The following is a 21,625-nucleotide window of genomic DNA, read 5'->3' as shown; positions in this document are numbered from 1 at the left end:
CGTCAACCCCGCACAAGTCGCACATAGGCGGCCGCCATCTCCAACCGCACGGCCAACACCGCAAGCTGCTGTTCGACCCCGCCGGGGCCGGTCGGCGCCGGCGCCTCCAAAAACCCAGCCGGTGCCGCGGTTTCCTCCGGCGCCCCCGGCGACAGCGGCACATCCCCCGCGCCGACCAGGTCGGCGTCGTCCAGACCGCTGACCCGGGCCGCGACCACGGTACGGTCGGCGGCCAGCGTCAAGGCCAGCACCCGCAGCCGGTCGGCGGCCGGGCCGTCGATCTGCTCGTCATGAAAGATGTCGGCGGATCCCGCGGCGGCCCGGGCCCGCAGTGCGCTCACCGCATCGGCCAGTCCGGTCGCGGCCACCGTGGTCAGCCCGATCCGCAGCATCGCCGCGCAGCCGTGCCGGGCCAGCGCCAGCGTCGCCGCGCAGTCACCGGCCAGCGCGACTTCGCGGCCGATGATCCGGTCCGCCAACATCTTGGCCGGATTGGTGAACAGCTCGCGCCCGGCGCTGTTGCGCAGCGCCTCGGCGTCGAGTTCGTCGGCCAGCGCGCCCAGGTCGGTCGCGGTGGCCGCTGTCTCCACAGCGTCCATCACCGCCAGCCCGGCGGCCAGGTAGCGCGGCAGGCCGAACTCGTCCGGGACACCCAGCCGCGGCTCCAGCACCGCGACCCGGCCTGCGGTGGCATCGCGCAGTGGGCCCTCGTAAGGCGCGACCACCACCACCCGCGCGCCGCGCCGCACCCCGGCCGCCGCGGCGGCGACCAGCGCCGGATCCCCCGGATCATCACCGGCGACGACCAGCACATCCAGCGACCCGATCCACGCCGGGGCCTCGGCGGCCAGCACCAGCGGTTCGCGAGCCGAGTCCCCGCGAGCCGCGGACAGCAGGCTGCCCGCCGACGCCGCCGTTCCGCGGGTCGCCACCCAGATCAGCGTGCGCGGCGGATAGTCCCGGCTGTCGCTGCGCACCGCGTCCAAGGCGCCCTCGGCGACCGCCGCGGCGGTGGCGCGCACCTGCGCCCCGGCCATCGACGCGGCCCACAGCGCCCCGTCCCGGTCGGCGGCCAGCAGCGCCTCGGTGTCGTCGAGGTCAACGGTGGAAGAGAACGCGTTCACGACCGTGACTTCTCGGCGGCGGGCACGGCCTCGATCTGCTCGGCGACCTTGGCCACCACCGCATCCACCGCGGCGGCGTCGGGCGCCTCCACATTGAGCCGCAGCAGCGGTTCGGTGTTGGAGCTGCGCAGGTTGAACCAGCTGCCCTCACCCAGATCGACGGTCACCCCGTCCAGGCGGTCGACGGAGGCTTGCTCGCCGAACGCCGCGAGGACCGCCTCCACACACGCCGCTGCGTCATCAACGGTGAAGTTGATCTCGCCGGAGGCCGCATACCGCTGATAGTCGGCGGTCAGTTCGGACAGCGGCCGCTGCTGTTCGCCGAGTGCGGCCAGCACGTGCAGGGCGGCCAACATGCCCGAGTCGGCGCCCCAGAAGTCACGGAAGTAGTAGTGCGCCGAGTGTTCCCCGCCGAAGATGGCGCCGGTCTCTGCCATCAGCCCCTTGATGTAGGAGTGCCCGACCCGCGACCGCAGCGGGGTACCGCCGCGCTCGGCCACCAGTTCGGCCACCGCCCGCGAAGTGATCAGGTTATGGATCACCGTCGCACCGGGCTCGCGGGCCAGCTCGCGGGAGGCGACCAGACCGGTCACCGCCGACGGGGACACCGGCTCACCGCGCTCGTCGACGACGAAGCACCGGTCGGCGTCGCCGTCGAAGGCCAGGCCGATGTCGGCACCGCTGTCTCGGACGAAGGCTTGCAGGTCAACGAGGTTGGCCGGGTCCAGCGGGTTGGCTTCGTGGTTGGGAAAGTTGCCGTCCAACTCGAAGTACAGCGGTAGCAGCGTGACCGCCTCGATTGAGCCGAACACCGCCGGGGCGGTGTGGCCGGCCATCCCGTTGCCGGCATCGACGGCGACCCGCAGCGGGCGCGAGCCGCTGATGTCGACCAGGGAGTGCAAGAACGCCGCGTAGTCGTCCAGCACGTCCCGATCGGTGATGGCGCCGCGCTGCCCGGACCGGCCGGCACCCGGGTCCACGCCGGCGATCAGCTCGTCGCGGATCCGGCCCAGGCCGGTGTCGGCGCCGACGGGCTTGGCGCCCGCCCGGCATAGCTTGATCCCGTTGTAGGCGGCCGGATTATGGCTGGCGGTGAACATCGCGCCCGGGCAGTCCAGCGAGCCGGAGGCGAAGTAGAGCTGGTCGGTCGAAGCCAGACCGATCCGGACCACGTCGAGGCCCTGGGCGACCACCCCTTCGGCGAACGCCGCCGACAGTGGTGGCGAGCTCTCGCGCATGTCGTGGCCGATCACCATCTGGCGGGCGCCCTCGTCGCCCATCAGCCGGGCGAATGCGGCCCCGACCTCGGTAACCAGTGATTCATCGATCTCCGAACCGACCAGGCCACGTACGTCGTACGCCTTGATCACACGGTGGACAGCCGCAGCGGGCCGAGACATGGACAGGGCTCCTGACGAAGTGGACTCTTGCCGCTCAAGCCTAGCCCGCAACCGGCGATCAGTCCGACGGGTCTGGCAACACGCGAAGATGACCACGCCGCCGGCCGTTGCTCTTGGCGGGCGGGCCGGGCGGCGCCAGCACCCCGCCGCCGGGGGCGGTGGCGGGTGCGCCCCGGGCGCCGGAATCCGCGGAGCCGGTCTGCGGGTACCACCCGTTGGCCGGCCCAGAAGACCCGGCCTGCCCGGACTGACGTTCGCGAACCGCTTCGGCGAGTGCGATCAGGTCGTCGTCTTCGGGGGACACCCAGGGGCCGGGGTGGCGGACCAGTTCCCAGCCCCGCGGGGCGGTGATCCGGCCGGCGTGGTTGAAGCACAGGTCCCACGAATGCGGCTCGGCGGCGGTGGCCAGCGGGCCGACCACGGCGGTGGAGTCCGAGTAGACGAACGTCAGGGTCGCCACCGCGTAGTGCGGGCACGCTGGCCGACAGCAGCGACGCGGAACGTTCACGCCCGTGAGGCTATCGTGGCCGCGCACCGCCGCGGCGCCGGACACGCGCAACGGGCGGGCACGCTATGCGCAACCGTTACCATCGTCTGCGTGATCGCAACGCGTCGGCATTGGCGCGGCCGCGAGCCCCGCGGTCCGCTGCTTCCGCCGACCGTGCCGGGCTGGCGCACCCGCGCCGAACGGTTCGATATGGCGGTGCTGGAGGCCTACGAGCCCATCGAACAACGCTGGAAACAACGGCTGTCAGCGCTCGACATCGCGGTCGACGAGATCCCGCGGATCGCCGCGAAGGACCCCGACAGCGTGCAGTGGCCCCCGGAAGTGGTCGCCGACGGGCCGATTCCGCTGGCCCGCTTGATTCCCGCCGGGGTCGATGTCCGGGGCAACCCGACGCGGGCGCGAATCTTGTTGTTCCGCAAGCCGATCGAGCAACGGGCGAACGACAGCACCGAGCTCGGAGATTTATTGCACGAAATTCTGGTGGCTCAGGTCGCCACCTACCTGGATGTCGAACCCACCGTCATCGACCCGACGATCGACGACTAGCTCCCGAAACTGACGCGAACGGGCTCAGATGATGCCGCGCTTGAGGCGACGGCGCTCACGCTCGGACAGCCCACCCCAGATGCCGAAACGCTCGTCGTGCGCCAAGGCGTACTCCAGGCACTCGCTGCGCACCGAGCAGCGCTGGCAGATCTTCTTGGCCTCGCGGGTGGAGCCGCCCTTCTCCGGGAAGAACGCCTCGGGGTCGGTCTGCGCGCACAGGGCGCGGTCCTGCCATTCCTCGTTGGTGGCCGTCTCGGCGTCGAACGGGTCGAAGTCGTCGTAGCCGTCCGGTTCGGGAACCAGGCTCAAATGCGGCCGGCTGGGCGGCAGCTCGGCCTCGATTGGCTGCATTGCGGTATGAGCTTGCGGTGCCCCCCCGATTACGCCCCAAAGGTGCTCATAGGACATGCTGGGCCTCCTCACCTGGTTGCGCGATCCTGATCTGTCGCCCGCTATTGCGATGTTGTCCGTACCAATTCGAACATGTGATCGAATCTCGGTCTGCGACACCGGAATCGGCTGGCCAACCGGGAAATGACACTGATGTGATTAGACACGGGTTGCTTGGCCCGGTCAAGCCGAATGGCCAAATTCCTTACCATCCCGTGACCGATTTCGGACGTGTCCGAGACCGGCGAGTCCGTGTCGTCTAGCCCACACCGGCCCTACGGCGTGTCTTGCGAGGGTCGCTGGGACGCACCGCCACACCGGCCGCATCCACACCAAAGGTACTGTCGTGCGCTGTGAAGGTCACGGTTCTGGTCGGCGGGGTCGGCGGTGCCCGGTTCCTGCTCGGCGTGCAGAAACTGCTGGGCCTGGGCCAGTTCGGCGGTGGCTCCGTTGACGGCGAGAGCGCCGCGCACGCACTGACCGCGGTCGTCAACGTCGGTGACGATGCCTGGATGCACGGGGTGCGCATCTGCCCGGATCTGGACACCTGCATGTACACCCTGGGCGGCGGCGTGGACCCGGAGCGCGGCTGGGGTCACCGCGACGAAACCTGGCACGCGATGGAGGAGTTGGCCCGTTACGGCATGCAGCCGGACTGGTTCGGTCTGGGCGACCGCGACCTGGCCACCCACCTGGTCCGCACCCAGGCGCTACGCGCCGGCTATCCGCTGACCGAAGTGACCGCGGCATTGTGCGAGCGCTGGCAGCCGGGCGCGAGGCTGCTGCCGGTAACCAACGACAGCTGCGAAACCCATGTCGTGATCACCGATCCCGCCGACGACTCTCAGCGTGCCATCCACTTCCAGGAGTGGTGGGTACGATACCGGGCCGACGTCCCCACCCACGGATTCGGCTTCGTCGGCAGCGAGAAGGCCAGCGCGACAGCCGAAGTCACCGAGGCCATCGCCGAAGCCGACATCGTGCTACTGGCTCCGTCCAACCCGGTGGTGAGCATCGGCGCCATTCTTGCCGTCCCGGGCATCCGCGCCGCACTGCGGTCTACCCAGGCTCCGATCGTCGGCTATTCGCCGATCATCGCCGGGAAACCGTTGCGCGGCATGGCTGACACCTGCTTGAGCGTGATCGGCCTGGATTCCACTTCGCAGGCGGTGGGCGCCCACTACGGTGCCCGCAGCGGAACCGGGATCCTGGACTACTGGCTGGTGCACGAGGGCGAGGACGCCGAGCTGCCCGGTGTGACGGTGCGTCCCGCCCCGCTGCTGATGACCGATCCGGCCGCGACGGCCGAGATGGTGCGCGCCGGGCTGGAGTTGGCGGGGGTGTCGCTATAACAGGGCGGGCAGAACACGGCAGCGCCGCCAAGGTCGAGATCCTCCCCGTCACCGGCCTGGCGGAATTTCGGCCGGGCGATGACCTGGCGGCCGCGCTGGCACAAGCCGCACCATGGCTGGCCGACGGCGACATCGTGGTCGTCACCAGCAAGGTGGTGTCCAAGTGCGAAGGCCGTATCGTGCCGGCGCCGCATGACGCCGAAGCGCGAGATGCCCTGCGCCGCCAGCTGGTCGAGGCCGAGGCGGTGCGGGTGCTGGCCCGCAAGGGCCGCACCTGGATCACCGAGAATCGGCTCGGCCTGGTGCAGGCCGCGGCGGGCGTGGACGGCTCCAACGTCGGCTCCGACGAACTCGCACTGCTGCCGGTCGATCCCGACGGAAGCGCCGCCGCGTTGCGCACCGGCCTGGCTGAGCGGCTCGGCGTGGACGTGGCGGTGCTGATCACCGACACGATGGGCCGCGCCTGGCGCAACGGGCAGATCGACGTCGCGATCGGGTCGTCCGGCCTGAGCGTCCTCAACAGCTACGCCGGTGCCGTCGACCGGCACGGCAACGAATTGTTCGTCACCGAAGTGGCTGTCGCCGACGAACTGGCCGCGGCCGCCGACCTGGTCAAGGGCAAGCTCACCGATGTTCCGGTGGCGGTGGTACGCGGAGTGGCCAGTCCCGACGACGGTTCCACCGCAGCCTCGCTGGTGCGCTCCGGCTCCGACGACCTGTTCTGGCTGGGCACCGCCGAGGCCATCGAGACCGGGCGCCGCCAAGCCCAGCTGCTGCGCCAGTCGGTGCGCACGTTCTCCGGCGAACCGGTACCCGCCGATCTGGTCACCGACGCCATGGCCGAGGCGTTGACCGCCCCGGCGCCGCACCACACCCGGCCGGCGCGGTTCGTCTGGCTGCAGACCCCGGGCGTGCGCACCCGGCTGCTCGACGCGATGGCACAGCAGTGGCGCGCCGACCTGGCCGGCGACGGCAAGTCTCCCGAGGCGATCCAGACCCGGGTCTCGCGCGGCCGGATCCTCTACGACGCACCCGAAGTCGTCATCCCGGTAATGGTTCCCGACGGTGCCCATTCCTACCCCGACGCGGCCCGCACCGCCGCCGAGCGCACCATGTTCACCGTCGCGGTCGGCGCCGCAGTGCAGGCGCTGTTGGTGGCGCTGGCGGTGCGCGGCGTGGGCAGTTGCTGGATCGGTTCGACCATCTTCACTCCGGAACTGGTGCGCGCCGAACTGGATCTGCCGCCGGACTGGGAGCCGTTGGGCGCCATCGCAATCGGCTACCCTTCGGAGCCGGCCGAGCCCCGTTCGCCGGCTCCGGTCGATGACCTGCTGGTGCGCCGGTGAGCACGCACGCCTCCGCGGTCGCGACACTGCGATCCTGGGCAGCACCGGATTTCGCGCAGGACGCGCTGCGACACGCGGTTCTGGCGTTTCTTGATGCCCGCGCCGACGCTTGTGCGCGCGAATGCGTTCCCGGCCATATCACCGCCTCGGCGCTGGTGCTCGACCACACCGGCAAGCGGGTACTGCTGACGCTGCACCCGCGGGTCGGCCGCTGGGTGCAACTGGGCGGACACTGCGAGGACACCGACGCCGACATCGTCACCGCCGCACTGCGCGAGGCCACCGAGGAATCCGGCATCGACGGGCTGCGACTAGACCCGACGTTGGCCGCCGTGCATGTGCACCCGGTGACCTGCTCGCTGGGGGTGCCGACCCGGCATCTGGACCTGCAATTCGTGGCGTACGCACCGGCCGGCGCGCAGATCGGGATCAGTGACGAGTCGGTGGACCTGCGCTGGTGGCCGGTCGACGCGCTGCCATCCGATGCCGACGACGCGCTGCGGTATCTGGTTGGTGCGGCGCGGAATCGGCGCTAGGTCAGGGCCACCGACTACCTTCAGGCAGGCATCTGCTTGACCTTCGACCTGCCGTTGGCCACCCGGCGACGCGAGTACGCGATTCGCGGTCATCGGGGCCGCACACCACCGGGTTCACCGTGTACGCCAAGATAAACCGCTTCAAGGAGTAAATTGCGGCCGGTGAAACGGGTTATCGTCGTCGGTTCCGGCTTTGCCGGGTTGTGGGCCGCGCTGGGTGCTGCCCGCCGGATTGACGAGCTCGCCGTTCCGGCGGGAGCGGTGGAGATTACCGTGTTGAGCGCCAAGCCGTTCCACGATATCCGGGTGCGCAACTACGAGGCGGACCTACGCGATTGTCGTATCGCACTGGATGATCTGCTGGGCCCGGTTGGCGTTGGGCACGTCACCGCTGAGGTGACCGAGATCGACACTGCCACCGGCAGCGTCACCACGTCGAGCGGAGCCACGTACACCTACGACCGACTGGTGTTGGCCTCCGGAAGCCAGGTGGTCAAACCAGACATCCCCGGGTTGGCGCAGTTCGGCTTCGACGTCGACACCTATGGCGGCGCAATGGCGCTCGCGGAGCACTTGCGTGGCCTGGGCCGGCGGGGACCGAACGCCGCCCACGCGGCCACTGCCGTCGTGGTGGGCGCCGGGTTGACCGGGCTTGAGACGTCCTGCGAGCTGCCGGGCAGACTCGCCGCGGTATTCGGCGCCGAGGTCACCCCCCAGGTCGTGCTGATCGACCACAACGACCACATCGGCTCCGATATGGGGTCATCGGCTCGCCCGGTCATCGAGGCGGCCTTGTCCGACATCGGTATTCAGACCCGAACCGGCGTCACGGTGACAGCCATCGGCGAGCATGGCGTGACGTTGTCCTCCGGTGAGGTGGTGCCGGCCGCGACGGTCGTCTGGTGCGCGGGGATGCGGGCCAGCGCACTGACCGCGCAACTGCCGGTATCCCGTGACCGGTTCGGCCGGATTCCAGTCGACGACCATTTACGGGTCGTCGGGGTTCCATCGGTGTTCGCGGCCGGCGACGTGGCCGCGGCGCAGATGGACGACGAACATCGATCGGTGATGTCGTGTCAACACGGTCGACCGATGGGACGCTACGCCGGCTACAACGTCATCAGCGATCTATTCGACGAGCCGATGCTGAAGCTGCGGATCCCCTGGTATGTCACGGTTCTCGACCTGGGACCAGCCGGGGCGGTGTACACCGAAGGCTGGGACCGTCAGGTGGTGGCGTGTGGCGCGGAGGCCAAGGCCACCAAGCAGACGATCAACACCCGCCGGATCTACCCGCCGCGCAACGGCGATCGCGCAGCGCTGCTGGCCGCTGCCGCACCATGGCTGCAAGACCGCCCCGAGCTCGGGTAGTTCAGATGTCGCTGGAGTACCGAATCCCGCAGTCCGGGATCGACACTCCCGGCCACACCCGTGCCCCGCGCAGCAGCTCGCAGCGCGCCCCGATGTCGGCGCCGTCGCCGATCACCCCGTCGCGGATCAGCGCCCGCGGCCCGATGCGGGCGCCGAACCCGATGATCGAGCGCTCGATCACACAGCCGGCCTCGACTTTGACCCCGTCGAAGATCACCGCGCCGTCCAACCGGGCGCCCGGGCCGATCTCGGCGCCGCGACCGACGACCGTGCCGCCGATCAGCACCGCACCCGGCGCCACCGCGGCACCGTCGTGCACCAGTGACTCGCCGCGCTGACCGCCCAATGCCGGCGACGGCGCGATGCCGCGCACCAGATCCGCCGAGCCGCGCACGAAGTCCTCCGGGGTGCCCATGTCACGCCAGTAGCTGGTGTCGACGTAGCCGCAGACCTTCACGCCGTCGGACAGCAGCGCCGGGAACACCTCGCGCTCCACCGAGACCGCCCGGCCGCGCGGAATACGGTCGATCACGTTGCGGGACAGCACATAACAGCCGGCGTTAATCTGATCGGTCGGCGGGTCCTCGGTCTTCTCCAAAAATGCGGTGACCCGGCCGTCGTCGGTGGGCACACAGCCGAAAGCGCGCGGGTCACCGACCCGCACCAGATGCAGGGTGGCCTCGGCGGCATGCTCGCGGTGATAGGCGTACAGCTCGCCCAGGTCGGCCCCGGAGAGCACGTCGCCGTTGAACACCATCGCGGTGTCGTGGCGCAGTTTGGGCGCCACGTTGGCGATGCCGCCGCCGGTGCCCAGCGGCTCGTCTTCGGTCACGTAGTCGATCTGCAGGCCCAGCGCGGATCCGTCACCGAACTCCGCGGAGAACACCTCCGGCTTGTAGGACGTGCTGAGGATCACGTGTTCGATGCCGGCCGCCGCGATCCGCGACAGCAGGTGGGTCAGGAACGGCAGCCCCGCAGTGGGCAGCATCGGCTTGGGCGCCGACAGCGTCAGTGGCCGCAGCCGGGTGCCCTTGCCGCCCACCAACAGCACGGCATCGACTTGCTGAAGCGTCACGGACGTCCTTTCGTCAGCTTGCGCCGGGCGCTGCGCACGGCCAGTCCGGAGCGCACCGCAAGGGCCCCGCGCATGGTCCAGCGCAGCGGCGCGCGCCACCAACCGGGGTGCCGGTCGGCGAGGTAGGTGTAGGTGCTGCGGTGGTGCGCCGCCAGGTTGGCCGCCGGATCCTTGCCGGTGGCGTGGCCCTTCTGGTGCAGCACCTCCGCAGACGGCACGTAGACGTTGAGCCAGCCGGCCTTGCCCAGCCGGTCGCCCAGGTCGACGTCTTCCATGTAGAGGAAGTAGCGCTCGTCGAAGCCGCCGATCTGATCGAACGCGGCGCGGCGCACCAGCAGGCAGGCGCCGGACAGCCATCCCACCGGGCGCTCGCTGGGTTCCAGGCGTTCTTGGCGGTAGGCCCGCGACCACGGGTTGTTCGGCCAGATCGGGCCGACGACGGCGTGCATACCGCCGCGGATCAGGCTCGGCAGGTGGCGCGCCGAGGGGTACACCGAGCCGTCGGGCTCGCGGATCAGCGGGCCCAGCGTCGCCGCGTGCGGCCACCGGGCGGCCGCCTCCAGCAGGGCGTCGATGCTGCCCGGGCCCCACTGCACGTCGGGGTTGGCCACGATGAGGAATTCGCTGCCCCGGTCGCCGAGCAGGGCCACCGCGCTGTTGACCGCGCCGCCGTAGCCGAGGTTGGCCCCGGTCTCGAACAGCTGCGCGTCCGGGTAGCGCTGCACGGCTTCCTGCGGCGCGCCGTCGGTGGATCCGTTGTCTGCCATCACCACCTGCACCGGGTGATCGGTGGCCAACGACAGCGACGCCAGGAAGCGGTCCAGATGCCAACCCGGCGAATACGTCACCGTCACCACCGGCAAGGCCTCACTCACGGCGTAGAGGTTATCTGGCCAGTGCCGCGGCCAGCGCATCGCGCCATGGGCGCAGCGGCGCCAGGCCGGCTCGTGCCGATTCGACGCCCGACAACGCCGAGTACGCGGGCCGAGCCGCCGGACGGGGCCGCGCGGCGCTGCTGACCGGTGCCACCCGCTGTGGGTCGGCGCCCAGCGCGGTGAACACCGCGCGGGCCTGCTCGTAGCGGCTGGCCGCGCCGCCGTTGGCCGCGTGCAGCACCCGCGCCGCGGGCCACGCCCGCGCCAGGGCCAGCAGCGCATCGGCCAGGTCGCCGACATAGGTCGGTGAGCCGACCTGGTCGTCGACCACCTCCACCGCACCGGAACCTGCGGCCTTATCCCGCATCACGGCGACGAAGTCCGACCCGCCGGCGGCGCCGGTGTAGACCCAGGCGGTGCGCACCACCAGCGCCTCCGGCGACGCCGCCAGCACCGCGTTCTCACCGTCCAGCTTGGTGCGGCCATAGACGGACAGCGGCCGGGTCGCCTCCCCCGGCTCGTACGGGCGCGGCGGGGCGCCGCCGAAGTCGCCGTCGAAGACGTAGTCGGTGGAGATGTGGATCAGTCGCGCCCCGGCCCGGGCGCAGGCGGCCGCCAGGTGGCCAGGGCCGGCCGCGTTGACGGCATGAGCACGTTCGGCATCGTCCTCGGCGGCGTCGACGGCGGTGTAGGCCGCGCAGTTGACCAGCACATCACCGGGGCGCAGGTCGACGGCGCCGACGGCGGCCGAGTCGGTGATGTCGCACTGCGCCGAGGACAGCGCGAGCACGTCGTGGCCGGTCTCGGCGGCGCGCACTGCCAGAAAGCTGCCGACCTGGCCGCCGGCCCCGGTGATCACGATCCGCTGAGTCATAACCGCCGAGCTTATGCGGCGGCTCCAGCTTCGCCTCTCCTTCGTCGAGGCTCGCTAAACCGCCGAGCTTATGCGGCGGCTCCAGCTTCGCCTCTCCTTCGTCGAGGCTCGCTAAACCGCCGAGCTTATGCGGCGGCTCCAGCTTCGCCTCTCCTTCGTCGAGGCTCGCTAAACCGCCGAGTCTGGCACGCCGACCGCAGCTACCGCCGATACAGCAGTTACACAAGTAGCCTCAAGTGATGCCTGCGAAACGTGTGATTCGTGTGATCGCGACCGTGGCAGCCGTCGCCGTCGTCCTCGGCACCGGGGTGGCCTGGAGTCGGGTGCGGTCCTTCGAGGACGGCATCTTCCACGTGGCGTCGCTGGCGCTGGGCAAAGGCGGAGCCGACGGCGCGGTCGACATCCTGCTGGTCGGAATGGACAGCCGCACCGACGCCCACGGCAACCCGTTGACCCCCGAGGAGCTCGCGGCGCTGCGAGTCGGCGACGACGACGCCACCAATACCGACACGATCATCCTGGTCCGCATCCCCAACAACGGGAAGTCGGCGACCGCGATCTCGATCCCCCGCGACTCCTACGTGGCGGCGCCCGGGCTGGACAAGACCAAGATCAACGGCGTCTACGGCGCCACCCGGCTCGAGACCGCCGACGCCCTGGTGGCAACCGGCATGGACCCGGTGCAGGCCCAGGCCCGCGGCACCCAGGCCGGTCGGGAGGCCCTGATCAAGACGGTGGCCGACCTGACCGGGGTCACCGTCGACCACTACGCCGAGGTCGGACTGCTCGGGTTCTCGCTGATCACCGACGCGCTCGGCGGCGTCAACGTCTGCCTCAAGGAACCGGTGTACGAAGAGCTCTCCGGCGCGGACTTCCCGGCCGGCTGGCAGCGGCTCGACGGCGCCCAGGCGCTGAGTTTCGTGCGCCAGCGCCATGAACTCCCGCACGGCGACCTGGACCGGGTCCGTCGCCAGCAGGCGGTGATGGCGGCGCTGGCCCACCAGGTGATCTCCGGCAAGACGCTGTCCAGTCCGGGCACCCTGACCCGACTGCAGGCGGCGGTCCAGCGCTCGGTCGTGCTGTCAGAGGGTTGGGACGTGATGGATTTCATCACCAAGCTGCAGGATCTGGCGGCCGGCAAGGTGGCCTTCGCCACTATCCCGGTGCTCGAAGAGTCCGGCTGGAGCGACGACGGCATGCAGAGCGTGGTGCGCGTCGACCCGCAGCAGGTGGCCGACTGGGTGGACGGACTGCTGCACGACACCGACGAGGGCAAAGCCGACCAACGTGCCTACGACCCCGAGCACACCACCGCCAGCGTGTACAACGACACCGACATCAACGGCTTGGCCGCAGCGGTCTCAAGTGTGCTGAACGCCAAGGGATTCGGCACCGGGTCGGTCGGCAACAACGAGGCAGCCCGGGTAACGACCAGCCAGGTGCAGGCCGCCAATACCGACGACCCCGGTGCTCAGGCGGTGGCCCGGGATCTGGGCGGGTTGCCGGTGGTCTCCAACGAGGCGGTGCCCGCCGGGGCGGTACGCGTCGTACTGGCCAACGACTACACCGGTCCCGGATCGGGCCTGGGCGCCGGGGACCGCGCCGAAATGGCCGGCTTCGCCGGCGCCGACGCTGGGCAGCTGTCCGAAATCCCCGCTCCGTCACCGATTCTGACCGCGGGTTCCAACGACCCGCAGTGCGTGAACTGATAAGGAATCAGTTCCTCAAGTGGCCGCCCAGGATCGGAATGCCAAGCACAGCCAACTGCTCGATATACCCGCGCCAAATTCGATGACAGGCGACATGGGAAATACCGCGACCTAGCCGAATCCGACCTGCCGAGCGCGGTAGATACAGCGGCTACCATCACCTGATGGCGTTAGCTGAGGGAACGTTTTTTGCCGGATACCGCATTGTCCGGATATTGGGCACCGGTGGAATGGGCGAAGTGTATCTGGCCGAGCATCCCCGCCTACCACGCCTAGACGCGCTCAAAATTCTGCGGCCCGAGTTTTCTACCGACGAAGAATTCCGAACGCGGTTTGTCAGAGAGGCCGACCTGGCCGCTACCTTGTGGCATCCCGGCGTAGTGCGGGTGAACGACCGCGGCGAGGCTGACGGCCAGCTCTGGATTTCTATGGATTACGTCGAGGGGACCGACGCCGCCACGTTGCTGTTGCAACATTACGCGGGTGGAATGCCGGCCGGCATCGTCGCATCGATCGTTTCAGCGGTAGCCGATGCACTCGATTATGCCCATCAGCGCGGCCTATTACACCGTGACGTCAAACCTGCCAATATCCTGCTCAGCGACCCGCAAGACGGTGAACGGCGAGCCCTTCTGGGCGACTTCGGGATCGCTCGATCGATGGGTGATGTGAGTGGCCTGACGGCCACCAACGTAGCCATCGGCACTCTCCCCTACTCGGCTCCCGAACAGCTCATGGGCGAATCCCTAGACGGCCGCGCCGACCAGTACGCGCTAGCCGCTACCGCCTACCACCTGCTGTGCGGGACTCCGCTGTTCCCACTTTCCAACCCCGCAGCGGTCATCAGCCGACACCTGACCTCGCCGCCACCGTCGATTGCCGCGCCACGGCCGGACCTCGCCGCGTTAGACCCAGTGCTCGCACGTGCCCTGGGGAAGAGTCCAGCCGATCGGTTCGCTTCATGCGCAGAGTTCGCCCGCTCGCTGTCAGCAATCACAGCGCCACAAGGCCTTTCCGCGACAGCGCACACCGTGGTCGCCCCCGTCGCGCAGTTGCAGGCCGGCAGTCCGTCCGACGCCAGCTCGTCCGCCCAGCCCCGAATGCGCCGCCGCGTCCGTTGGGCGATCCCTATCGTGGTTCTCCTACTCGCCACCGCCGGAGTGGTCGTTACCGCACGAACACATCAACGATTCGGCGCCGCGCCGACTCCGGTCGCCGTGCTGGACGGCACCTACCAACTTGCGTACAACTACAATCTGCAGACTCTGAACGGCGCACTCGCGCCGCGGCCCGATCCCGCTTCGGTGAGCCCGGCCGCAGAGGGCGAGCCTCCTTCGAGTCCTCCAGAGCCCTACCCGATATATGCGTCACCGGACTTGACGTGGTGGGCCTTTCGTTCGCAGTGCACACCCGATGGATGTGTCGCTGCGGGAACCAAACTCGATACCGCTGACCATACGGTCGCGGACAAGTCCGGTGCCGCGATCACACTGCGGTTCATCGACGACGGGTGGCAATCCGAAGCCGGCCATGAACGTGTTCAGTACGCCGAGTGCAGCGTCGAAAACGGCAAGCGGCGACCTGGCGCCGACACAGAAAAAACCGTCTGGAACTGGCGCCCGCAACCCGACGGCACCCTGCGCGGCATCTACGCCAATACGGTGCTCACCAATGAATGCGGTCTTCAAGGATCGGTGAAGCAAGTCCCGGTTACGGTGACCCGGACAGACGATGTGCCTATCGGCGTTGCGATAGCCGATCCGGCGACCATCAGCGCACCACCGCCGAAATCCTCGACCCCGCCAGCGCCAACTCCTGGCGGACCGGTTCTCGACGGTTCGTACCGTCTGGATTACGACTACGCCAACCGGAAGATCAACGGTGTGGTTACGCCGCTTACTGAAGGCCCCAGACATGATTGGTGGGCATTTCGTTCGTGGTGCGGTTCGATGGGGTGCGTCGCCACCGGTGTCGGGCTAGATGCCGACAACAACCAAGTTCCGATTACTACTCCAGACGTCCTTCATTTTGTCAATGGGCAGTGGGAATCGAATGCGATCGACGAACTCGTACCCATGTGTACGGTAACTCGAAATGGCGAGACCGGTCCGGAGCAATCTCCTACGTACCATTCCATGAAGACGTGGACCCCGCAGGCCGATGGCTCACTTCTGGGCATGGATACGGTAACGATCATGACCAATGAGTGCGGACAGCAGGGGACTGTGCACGAATATCCGTTCGTCGCAAGGCGAATGGGAGATGTACCCCCCGCCGCAGTCTTGGCCGATCCACAATTGTTTATCTCCTGAAGTCCGATGCTCGTCGCCCATGGGGCGGCGAGCACACGTGGGCGCGGCCTGAACCCAGATATCGACTAACGTCGCTGCGGTGATCAACCTTGCCTCGGCGATCCTCGATCCGATGATGCGTGCCGACCCGGTGGGGCCACGGATCACCTATTACGACGACGCCTCCGCCGAGCGCATCGAACTGTCCGCGGCGACGCTGGCGAACTGGGCGGCCAAGACCGGCAACCTGCTACGCGACGAGCTCGGCGCCGGCACCGGCAGTCGTATTGCGGTGTTGTTGCCCGCGCACTGGCAGACGGCGGCGGTGCTGCTCGGCGCCTGGTGGGTCGGGGCCGAAGTGCTGCTGGACGCACCGAACGGCGACGCCGACATCGCCCTGTGCACCGCCGACCGGCTCGACGAGGCCGACGCGGCGGTAGCCACCACCGGCGGCGAGGTGGTGGTGCTGTCGCTGGACCCGTTCGGGCGCCCGGCCCCGGACCTGCCGGTGGGCGTCACCGACTACGCCACGGCGGTGCGGGTGCACGGCGACCAGATCGACCCGGAGCCGCGCCCCGGCCCGGCGCTGGAGGGATCATCCGCCGACGAGGTGTTGGCCCTCTGCGAGAAATCCGCGGCCGCAATGTCTTTGACGTCATCGGATCGGGTGTGGTCGGCCAACGCCTGGGCGACACCCGCCGAGCTGATCGAGAACATGCTGGCGGTGTTCGCCGTCGGCGCGTCCTTGGTGCAGGTCGCCAATCCGGATCCGGCCGCGCAGCAACGCCGCCGGGACAGCGAGAAGGTCACCCGGACGCTGGATTAGGCGACCTAGCCGTCGAGTGTGCGGTTCGGTACGCGCGCGCCGGCGTGCGGCGACGACACCGCACACTCGGCACGTTTGCCACGTCGGACCGTGCCGACACCGCGATATATGCAGAAATGCTTATATGCTGATACCCTCGCTGGTTAAGACGGACGACCCACGGAGGGGATGACTCATGGCGGTACAGGGACTGCTGGCGAAGGCGGCCGGAACGGTGTTCACCGGGCTGGTCGGGGTCAGTGCCTACGAGCTGGCTCGCAAGGCGCTGGAAAAGGCTCCGCTGCATCAGGCCGCGGTGACCGCCACCGAATGGAGCCTGCGCGGCACCCGGCGGGCCGAGGAGGTCGCCGAGTCGGCGCGCCTCAAGGTGGCCGACGTGGTCGCCGAGGCCCGCGAACGCATCGGTGAAGAGGCGACACCGCCTGCTGCGGCCGTCGCACACGACCACGACCACTGATCGTGACCCACGCCGTCGATGAACTGGTCGTCGTCTCCGACGCCGCCGGCCGGATGCGGGTGCGGGTGCCCTGGGTCCGCAGCGACTCGCGGCGCGCGGTGGCGGTCGAGGAGACAGCCGGCCGGGTCAACGGGGTGCGCACCGTGCACGCCTATCCGCGCACCGGCGCGGTGGTGGTGTGGTACTCCCCCAAACGGTGCGATACCGCGGAAATCCTGGCGGCGATCCGCGAGGCGGCCGGCGTCGCCGCCGAGCTGATCCCGGCCCGCACCCCGCGCTCGGCGGACATCCGCAACACCGACGTGCTGCGCATGGTGATCGGCGGTGCGGCGCTGGCGCTGCTGGGCGTGCGCCGCTACGTCTTCGCCCGGCCGCCGCTGCTGGGACCGAGCGGTCAGCTGGTCGCCACCGGGGCGACGGTGTTCATGGGCTATCCGTTCCTGCGCGGTGCGCTGCGCTCGATCCGCTCCGGCAAGGCCGGCACCGATGCCCTGGTGACCGCCGCGACCATCGCCAGCCTGGTGCTGCGGGAGAACGTGGTCGCGCTCACCGTGCTGTGGCTGCTCAACATCGGCGAGTATCTGCAAGATCTGACGCTGCGCCGGACGCGCCGCGCGATCTCGGATCTGCTGCGCGGCAGCCAAGACACCGCCTGGGTGCGGTTAGGCCAAGGTCCCCCGGAAAGCCCGGAATACACCGAAGTCCAGGTACCGATCGACACGGTGCAGCTCGGCGACGAGGTGATCGTCCACGACCACGTCGCGATCCCGGTCGACGGCGAGATCATCGACGGCGAGGCCATCGTCGACCAGTCCGCGATCACCGGCGAGACTCTGCCGGTCAGCGTGATCGCCGGGGCACGCGTGCACGCCGGATCGGTGGTGGTGCGCGGCCGAGTCGTGGTGCGCGCCACCGCGGTCGGCAGCCAGACCGTGATCGGCCGGATCATCAGCCGCGTCGAGGAGGCCCAACACGACCGCGCTCCGATCCAGACCGTCGGCGAGAACTTCTCCCGCCGATTCGTACCGGCGTCGTTCATCCTGTCGGCGTTCACCCTGCTGGTCACCGGCGATGTCCGCCGGGCGATGACCATGCTGCTGATCGCCTGCCCGTGCGCGGTCGGGCTGGCCACTCCGACGGCGATCAGCGCGGCTATTGGCAACGGCGCCCGGCGCGGCATCCTGATCAAGGGCGGCTCGCATCTCGAGCAGGCCGGCCGGGTGGACGCCATTGTGTTCGACAAGACCGGCACGCTCACCGTCGGCCGCCCGGTGGTGACCAATATCGTTGCTCTCCATAAGGATTGGCAGCCCGAACAGGTGCTCGCCTACGCCGCCAGCTCGGAGCTGCACTCGCGGCACCCGTTGGCCGAGGCGGTGATCCGCTCCACCGAGGAACGCCACATCAGCATCCCACCGCACGAGGAGTGCGAAGTTCTGGTCGGGCTCGGCATCCGCACCTGGGCCGACGGACGGACCTTGCTGCTGGGCAGCCCGAACCTGCTGCGCGCCGAGAAGGTCCGCATCTCCAAGAAGGCGGCGGACTGGGTCACCAAGTTGCGCGCCCAGGCCGAGACCCCCTTGCTGCTGGCGGTCGACGGGACCCTGGTGGGGTTGATCAGCCTGCGCGACGAGGTGCGCCCGGAGGCACACGAGGTGCTTGAGCAGTTGCGCGCCAAGGGTATTCGTCGCATCGTCATGCTGACCGGCGATCACCCGGAGACCGCGGCGGCGGTGGCCGCCGAGCTCGGCATCGCCGAATGGCGCGCCGAGGTGCTCCCCGAAGACAAGCTGCAGGTGGTCCGCGACCTGCAGGACGAGGGCTACGTGGTCGGCATGGTCGGTGACGGCGTCAATGACGCTCCCGCGCTGGCCGCCGCCGACATGGGCATCGCGATGGGCCTGGCCGGCACCGATGTGGCGGTCGAGACCGCCGATGTCGCCCTGGCCAACGACGACCTGCGGCGGCTGCTGGACGTCCGCGACCTGGGCAGCCGGGCCGTCGAGGTGATCCGGCAGAACTACGGCATGTCGATCGCGGTCAACGCTGCCGGCCTGCTGATCGGCGCCGGCGGTGCGCTGTCACCGGTGCTGGCGGCGATTCTGCACAACGCGTCGTCGGTGGCCGTGGTCGCCAACAGTTCGCGGCTGATCCGCTACCGACTGGACGCCGAACCGATGGCATCCGCCCCCGCCGGGGCGTAATCTGTGTCCGTCCCGACTGTCCCTGTCGAGCAACACCACCAGCTCCAGGGCAGTCGGGACTTTGCCTAGCAGCGGCTAACAGCCACAACCCTCGCCGCGCCAGGACCGGACGCCTTGCCACACCGACACCGCGGCCACCGCCAGACCGATCAGCGGGTCCAGCCACCATCCGCCCGACCACTGGGTGGTGAGCGTCAACCCGACCAGCACCGCGGCGGCTTGGATCGCACACAGGTAGTTCTGCACGCCCTCGCCGACGGTGGCCGCCGAGCCCAGCCGGGTGCCGAGCCGGCGCTGCGCGCGGCCCAGAATCGGCATCACCAGCACCGCCACCGCGGTGAGCGCGATCCCGATGACGCTGCTCTCGCTGCGGTGGTCACCCACCAGGTGGCGCACCGATTCGGCGGCGATGTAGGGGGCGTTGATCCAGAACGACACCGCCACCCCGATCTGGGCGCGCCGCTCGGCCGTCGGCGCCAGGGTGCGGGCGCCGGTGAACCGCCAGATCACGATGGCCCCGGCCATCGCCTCGGGAATGGCGCCCAGCGCCCAGCCGGTCAGCGCGATCGAGCCGGCCGCCAGGCCCTGCCACAGGCCCAGCACGCCTTCGAACCCCACCACCACCAGGCTGACCCAGGCGAGCCGGCGAGCCCAGTCCGCGGCGCGGTGCCAGCCGGCGTCAAGTACCGGCTGCACCGGATGGGGGTGAACATGGGGCACGGCACAGGCATCGACGACGCCCACTGATTCGGGGCTCCCGATCCCACTGTCCACGCAGGAAATGCTACCGCCCGCGGAGCGTGGTCAGCGCGGCTCAGCCCGGAGCGAGCCGCGCCACCCGGTCGTTGCCGCGGTCGGCCACATAGACCGTGTTGTCCTTGCCGACCGCGACGTCCAGCGGGGTGTTGAGCCCGGTGAAGCCCAGCGGGCTCGGGCTGGTCGCCCCGGCCGGGAGCTTGAGCACCTTGTTGCCGTCGTGTTCGGTGACATAGACATTGGCGGCGGAGTCGACGGTGATGCCCCACGGCACCGCGACCCCGGTGAACGGCAGCACCACCTGGTCGGTGGAGCCGGCCGCCAGTTTGAGCACCCGGTTGTTGTCGGTGTCGGTGACATAGACGGTGCCCGAGCCGTCCACCGCCACCCCGTCGGGATTGTTGAGTCCGCTGAAGGGCAACACCGTCTGGCTGTTCGACCCGGACGCCAGCTCGACCACCCGGTCGTTGCCGCGGTCTGCGACATAGACGTTGCCGCCGGAGTCCACCGCCAGGCCCTCGGGGTAGCTCAGCCCGTTGAACGGCAGCACCACCTGGTCGTTCGAGCCGGCCGTTAACTTCACCACCCGGTTGTTGAAGTCCGAGACGTAGACGGTGCCGTCCTTGTCGACCGTCACGCCCTGCGGTTGGTAGAGGCCGCTGAACGGCAGCACGGTCGCCGCGCGGGATCCGGCCGCCAGCTTGACCACCCGGCCGTACATGCCCTGGCTGGCGACATAGACGTTGCCGTCGGAGTCCAGCGCCACCCCGCTCGGCGAGAGCCGGAAGTTGATGCCGGAGAACTGCAGCTCGCTCTGCCCGGGCGGCGCCGCCGTCGACGGGTGCGACGGGCGGGCGATCAGGTAGCCGATGATGCCCACCACCAGCAGCGCCACGGCCGCGGCGCCGAGCAGCGCCCAGCGCCGGGAGCCGGGGCCGGAAGGTGCCCGCCCGAACGCCGGTGATGCCGGCGGCGGCACATACGCCGGTGGCTGGCGCACCGTCGGGGGCGGCGGTGCGGGCTGGCTGCGCCAGCCGGTGACCTGAGCCCCCGGAGAGGACGGAGCGACCGGCGCGGCCACCGTCCCGGTGTTGAAGGCGGCCTCTTCGCCGTGCCGCAGAATGGTGGCCGCCTGGTCCTGCTGCGGGCCGGTGAGCGCCGCGTGCGCAGCCACCGCCAGCTCGCCGGCACTGCGATAGCGGTCCTCGGGCCGTTTGGCCATCCCGCGGGCGATCACCTGGTCGAAGGCGGGCGGAACACCGGCGACCTGCGCGCTGGGGCGCGGGGCGGGTTCGGTCAGATGCGCGGCGATCATTCGCTCGATGCTGTCGGCCCGATACGGCGGCGCGCCGGTCAGGCACTCACCGAGCACGCAGGCCAGCGAGTAGATGTCGGCCCGATAGGTGACATCGCCGCCGGTGAACCGTTCCGGGGCCATGTAGTTATAGGTGCCCACCGCGGTCCCGATCTGGGTCAGGCCGGGGTCGGTGGCCGCGCGGGCGATGCCGAAATCCACCAGGTAGGCGAAATCTTCGTCGGTCACCAGGATGTTCTCCGGCTTGACGTCGCGGTGCATGATCCCCGCGGCATGCGCCGCGTCCAGGGCAGCCGCGACCTGACGCATCACCGCCACCGTCCGGGCCGGGCTGAGCGGGCCGTGGCGATGCAGCAGCGCGCGCAGCGACTGACCCTGGATCAGGCGCATCTCCACGTAGAACTGGCCATCGATCTCGCCGTAATCGTGGATCGGCACCACGTGCGGTTCGGTGAGCCGCCCGGCCGTGTCGGCCTCGCGCTGCAGACGCGCGTGCAGAACCGGGTCGTCGGAGAGCTGCGGCGAAATCAGCTTCACCGCGACCATGCGGCGCTTGCGGACGTCCTCGGCCTCGTAGACCTCGCCCATCCCGCCGCTGCCCAGCAGTCGTATCAGCCGGTAGTGCCCGAACTGGGAACCGGCACGCGAGCCTGGGCCGCCGTTATGCACC

General features: G+C 69.5%; 19 protein-coding genes. 10 read left to right on the top strand and 9 right to left on the bottom strand.

Features of this window, described 5'->3' with window-relative positions:
- Positions 1–2: 2 nt before the first annotated feature.
- The 3 genes from AC5Y31_RS00305 to AC5Y31_RS00295 are packed head-to-tail and all read right to left on the bottom strand — an operon-like array spanning position 3 to position 3,032.
- On the bottom strand, positions 3–1,124 hold the full coding sequence (locus AC5Y31_RS00305; RefSeq protein WP_499977368.1) for a TobH protein: 1,122 nt from the start codon (positions 1,122–1,124) through the stop codon (positions 3–5).
- On the bottom strand, positions 1,121–2,524 hold the full coding sequence (locus tag AC5Y31_RS00300; protein WP_499977367.1) for a phosphomannomutase/phosphoglucomutase: 1,404 nt from the start codon (positions 2,522–2,524) through the stop codon (positions 1,121–1,123). Before AC5Y31_RS00300 ends, AC5Y31_RS00305 begins: the two co-directional genes overlap by 4 nt.
- A 58-nt stretch (positions 2,525–2,582) precedes the next feature.
- Entirely contained in the window at positions 2,583–3,032 is a 450-nt protein-coding gene (locus AC5Y31_RS00295; RefSeq protein WP_499977366.1) for a DUF3499 domain-containing protein, read from the bottom strand.
- 93 nt (positions 3,033–3,125) lie between these two features.
- Here AC5Y31_RS00295 and AC5Y31_RS00290 point away from each other — a divergent pair, with 93 nt between their 5' ends.
- Positions 3,126–3,578, top strand: a complete 453-nt coding sequence (locus AC5Y31_RS00290) for a metallopeptidase family protein (protein ID WP_109470767.1) — start codon at positions 3,126–3,128, stop codon at positions 3,576–3,578.
- Between the two features lie 24 nt (positions 3,579–3,602).
- Here the strand turns inward: AC5Y31_RS00290 and AC5Y31_RS00285 are convergent, their stop codons facing one another.
- Entirely contained in the window at positions 3,603–3,986 is a 384-nt protein-coding gene (locus AC5Y31_RS00285; protein ID WP_082966438.1) for a WhiB family transcriptional regulator, read from the bottom strand.
- Positions 3,987–4,321: 335 nt separating this feature from the next.
- On the opposite strand from AC5Y31_RS00285, the gene cofD reads away from it, so the two are divergent.
- The 4 genes from cofD to AC5Y31_RS00265 all read left to right on the top strand — a co-directional run bounded on the left by cofD (position 4,322) and on the right by AC5Y31_RS00265 (position 8,573).
- Positions 4,322–5,320 (top strand): 2-phospho-L-lactate transferase, encoded by a 999-nt coding sequence (cofD, locus tag AC5Y31_RS00280; protein WP_499977365.1) that lies wholly within the window; start codon positions 4,322–4,324, stop codon positions 5,318–5,320.
- Entirely contained in the window at positions 5,317–6,666 is a 1,350-nt protein-coding gene (locus tag AC5Y31_RS00275; protein WP_499978082.1) for a coenzyme F420-0:L-glutamate ligase, read from the top strand. The genes cofD and AC5Y31_RS00275 overlap by 4 nt, the downstream gene beginning before the upstream one ends.
- A complete protein-coding gene (locus AC5Y31_RS00270) occupies positions 6,663–7,202 on the top strand; it encodes an NUDIX hydrolase (RefSeq protein WP_499977364.1) in 540 nt (179 codons plus the stop codon). The genes AC5Y31_RS00275 and AC5Y31_RS00270 overlap by 4 nt, the downstream gene beginning before the upstream one ends.
- A gap of 162 nt (positions 7,203–7,364) precedes the next feature.
- Entirely contained in the window at positions 7,365–8,573 is a 1,209-nt protein-coding gene (locus AC5Y31_RS00265) for an NAD(P)/FAD-dependent oxidoreductase (protein WP_499977363.1), read from the top strand.
- A 1-nt stretch (position 8,574) separates the two neighbouring features.
- On the opposite strand, the gene manB is transcribed toward AC5Y31_RS00265, so the two are convergent.
- From manB to rfbD, 3 genes are read right to left on the bottom strand one after another with little or no spacing between them, the layout of a single operon-like run.
- The gene (gene manB / locus AC5Y31_RS00260; RefSeq protein ID WP_301634246.1) at positions 8,575–9,648 is read right to left on the bottom strand and encodes a mannose-1-phosphate guanylyltransferase; all 1,074 of its coding nucleotides are present in this window, start codon (positions 9,646–9,648) and stop codon (positions 8,575–8,577) included.
- A complete protein-coding gene (locus AC5Y31_RS00255) occupies positions 9,645–10,505 on the bottom strand; it encodes a glycosyltransferase family 2 protein (RefSeq protein WP_499978081.1) in 861 nt (286 codons plus the stop codon). The genes manB and AC5Y31_RS00255 overlap by 4 nt, the downstream gene beginning before the upstream one ends.
- 28 nt (positions 10,506–10,533) lie before the next feature.
- On the bottom strand, positions 10,534–11,397 hold the full coding sequence (gene rfbD / locus AC5Y31_RS00250; protein WP_499977362.1) for a dTDP-4-dehydrorhamnose reductase: 864 nt from the start codon (positions 11,395–11,397) through the stop codon (positions 10,534–10,536).
- 239 nt (positions 11,398–11,636) lie between these two features.
- Between rfbD and AC5Y31_RS00245 the strand changes: the two genes are divergently transcribed.
- The 5 genes from AC5Y31_RS00245 to ctpC all read left to right on the top strand — a co-directional run bounded on the left by AC5Y31_RS00245 (position 11,637) and on the right by ctpC (position 18,884).
- Positions 11,637–13,106 carry an LCP family protein gene (locus AC5Y31_RS00245; protein ID WP_499977361.1) on the top strand — a complete coding sequence of 490 codons (1,470 nt, stop codon included), beginning with the start codon at positions 11,637–11,639 and terminating at the stop codon, positions 13,104–13,106.
- A 164-nt stretch (positions 13,107–13,270) separates the two neighbouring features.
- Positions 13,271–15,418, top strand: coding sequence for a serine/threonine-protein kinase (locus AC5Y31_RS00240; RefSeq protein WP_499977360.1), 2,148 nt, complete (start codon positions 13,271–13,273; stop codon positions 15,416–15,418).
- A gap of 112 nt (positions 15,419–15,530) precedes the next feature.
- Positions 15,531–16,223, top strand: a complete 693-nt coding sequence (locus tag AC5Y31_RS00235; RefSeq protein WP_499978079.1) for a TIGR03089 family protein — start codon at positions 15,531–15,533, stop codon at positions 16,221–16,223.
- 175 nt (positions 16,224–16,398) lie between these two features.
- Positions 16,399–16,680, top strand: coding sequence for a DUF1490 family protein (locus AC5Y31_RS00230; RefSeq protein ID WP_065024615.1), 282 nt, complete (start codon positions 16,399–16,401; stop codon positions 16,678–16,680).
- A 53-nt stretch (positions 16,681–16,733) separates the two neighbouring features.
- On the top strand, positions 16,734–18,884 hold the full coding sequence (gene ctpC / locus AC5Y31_RS00225) for a manganese-exporting P-type ATPase CtpC (protein ID WP_109470766.1): 2,151 nt from the start codon (positions 16,734–16,736) through the stop codon (positions 18,882–18,884).
- A gap of 75 nt (positions 18,885–18,959) precedes the next feature.
- On the opposite strand, the gene AC5Y31_RS00220 is transcribed toward ctpC, so the two are convergent.
- Both AC5Y31_RS00220 and AC5Y31_RS00215 read right to left on the bottom strand, forming a co-directional pair.
- Positions 18,960–19,604 (bottom strand): cation efflux transmembrane domain-containing protein, encoded by a 645-nt coding sequence (locus AC5Y31_RS00220; RefSeq protein WP_499978077.1) that lies wholly within the window; start codon positions 19,602–19,604, stop codon positions 18,960–18,962.
- Between the two features lie 94 nt (positions 19,605–19,698).
- A complete protein-coding gene (locus AC5Y31_RS00215; RefSeq protein WP_499977359.1) occupies positions 19,699–21,624 on the bottom strand; it encodes a serine/threonine-protein kinase PknD in 1,926 nt (641 codons plus the stop codon).
- Between the last annotated feature and the right edge of the window lies 1 nt (position 21,625).

The organism is Mycobacterium sp. NGS18 (assembly GCF_059813185.1).
This window is presented reverse-complemented; position numbering and strand designations above follow the sequence as displayed.

Bases quoted from the DNA above. Each gene is read 5' to 3' on its own strand.
- AC5Y31_RS00245 (WP_499977361.1), top strand. From the start codon at position 11,637: ATGCCTGCGAAACGTGTGATTCGTGTGATCGCGACCGTGGCAGCCGTC.
- AC5Y31_RS00230 (WP_065024615.1), top strand. From the start codon at position 16,399: ATGGCGGTACAGGGACTGCTGGCGAAGGCGGCCGGAACGGTGTTCACC.
- AC5Y31_RS00240 (WP_499977360.1), top strand. From the start codon at position 13,271: ATGGCGTTAGCTGAGGGAACGTTTTTTGCCGGATACCGCATTGTCCGG.
- ctpC (WP_109470766.1), top strand. From the start codon at position 16,734: ATGCGGGTGCGGGTGCCCTGGGTCCGCAGCGACTCGCGGCGCGCGGTG.
- AC5Y31_RS00235 (WP_499978079.1), top strand. From the start codon at position 15,531: ATGATGCGTGCCGACCCGGTGGGGCCACGGATCACCTATTACGACGAC.
- AC5Y31_RS00285 (WP_082966438.1), bottom strand. From the start codon at position 3,986: ATGTCCTATGAGCACCTTTGGGGCGTAATCGGGGGGGCACCGCAAGCT.
- AC5Y31_RS00300 (WP_499977367.1), bottom strand. From the start codon at position 2,524: ATGTCTCGGCCCGCTGCGGCTGTCCACCGTGTGATCAAGGCGTACGAC.
- rfbD (WP_499977362.1), bottom strand. From the start codon at position 11,397: ATGACTCAGCGGATCGTGATCACCGGGGCCGGCGGCCAGGTCGGCAGC.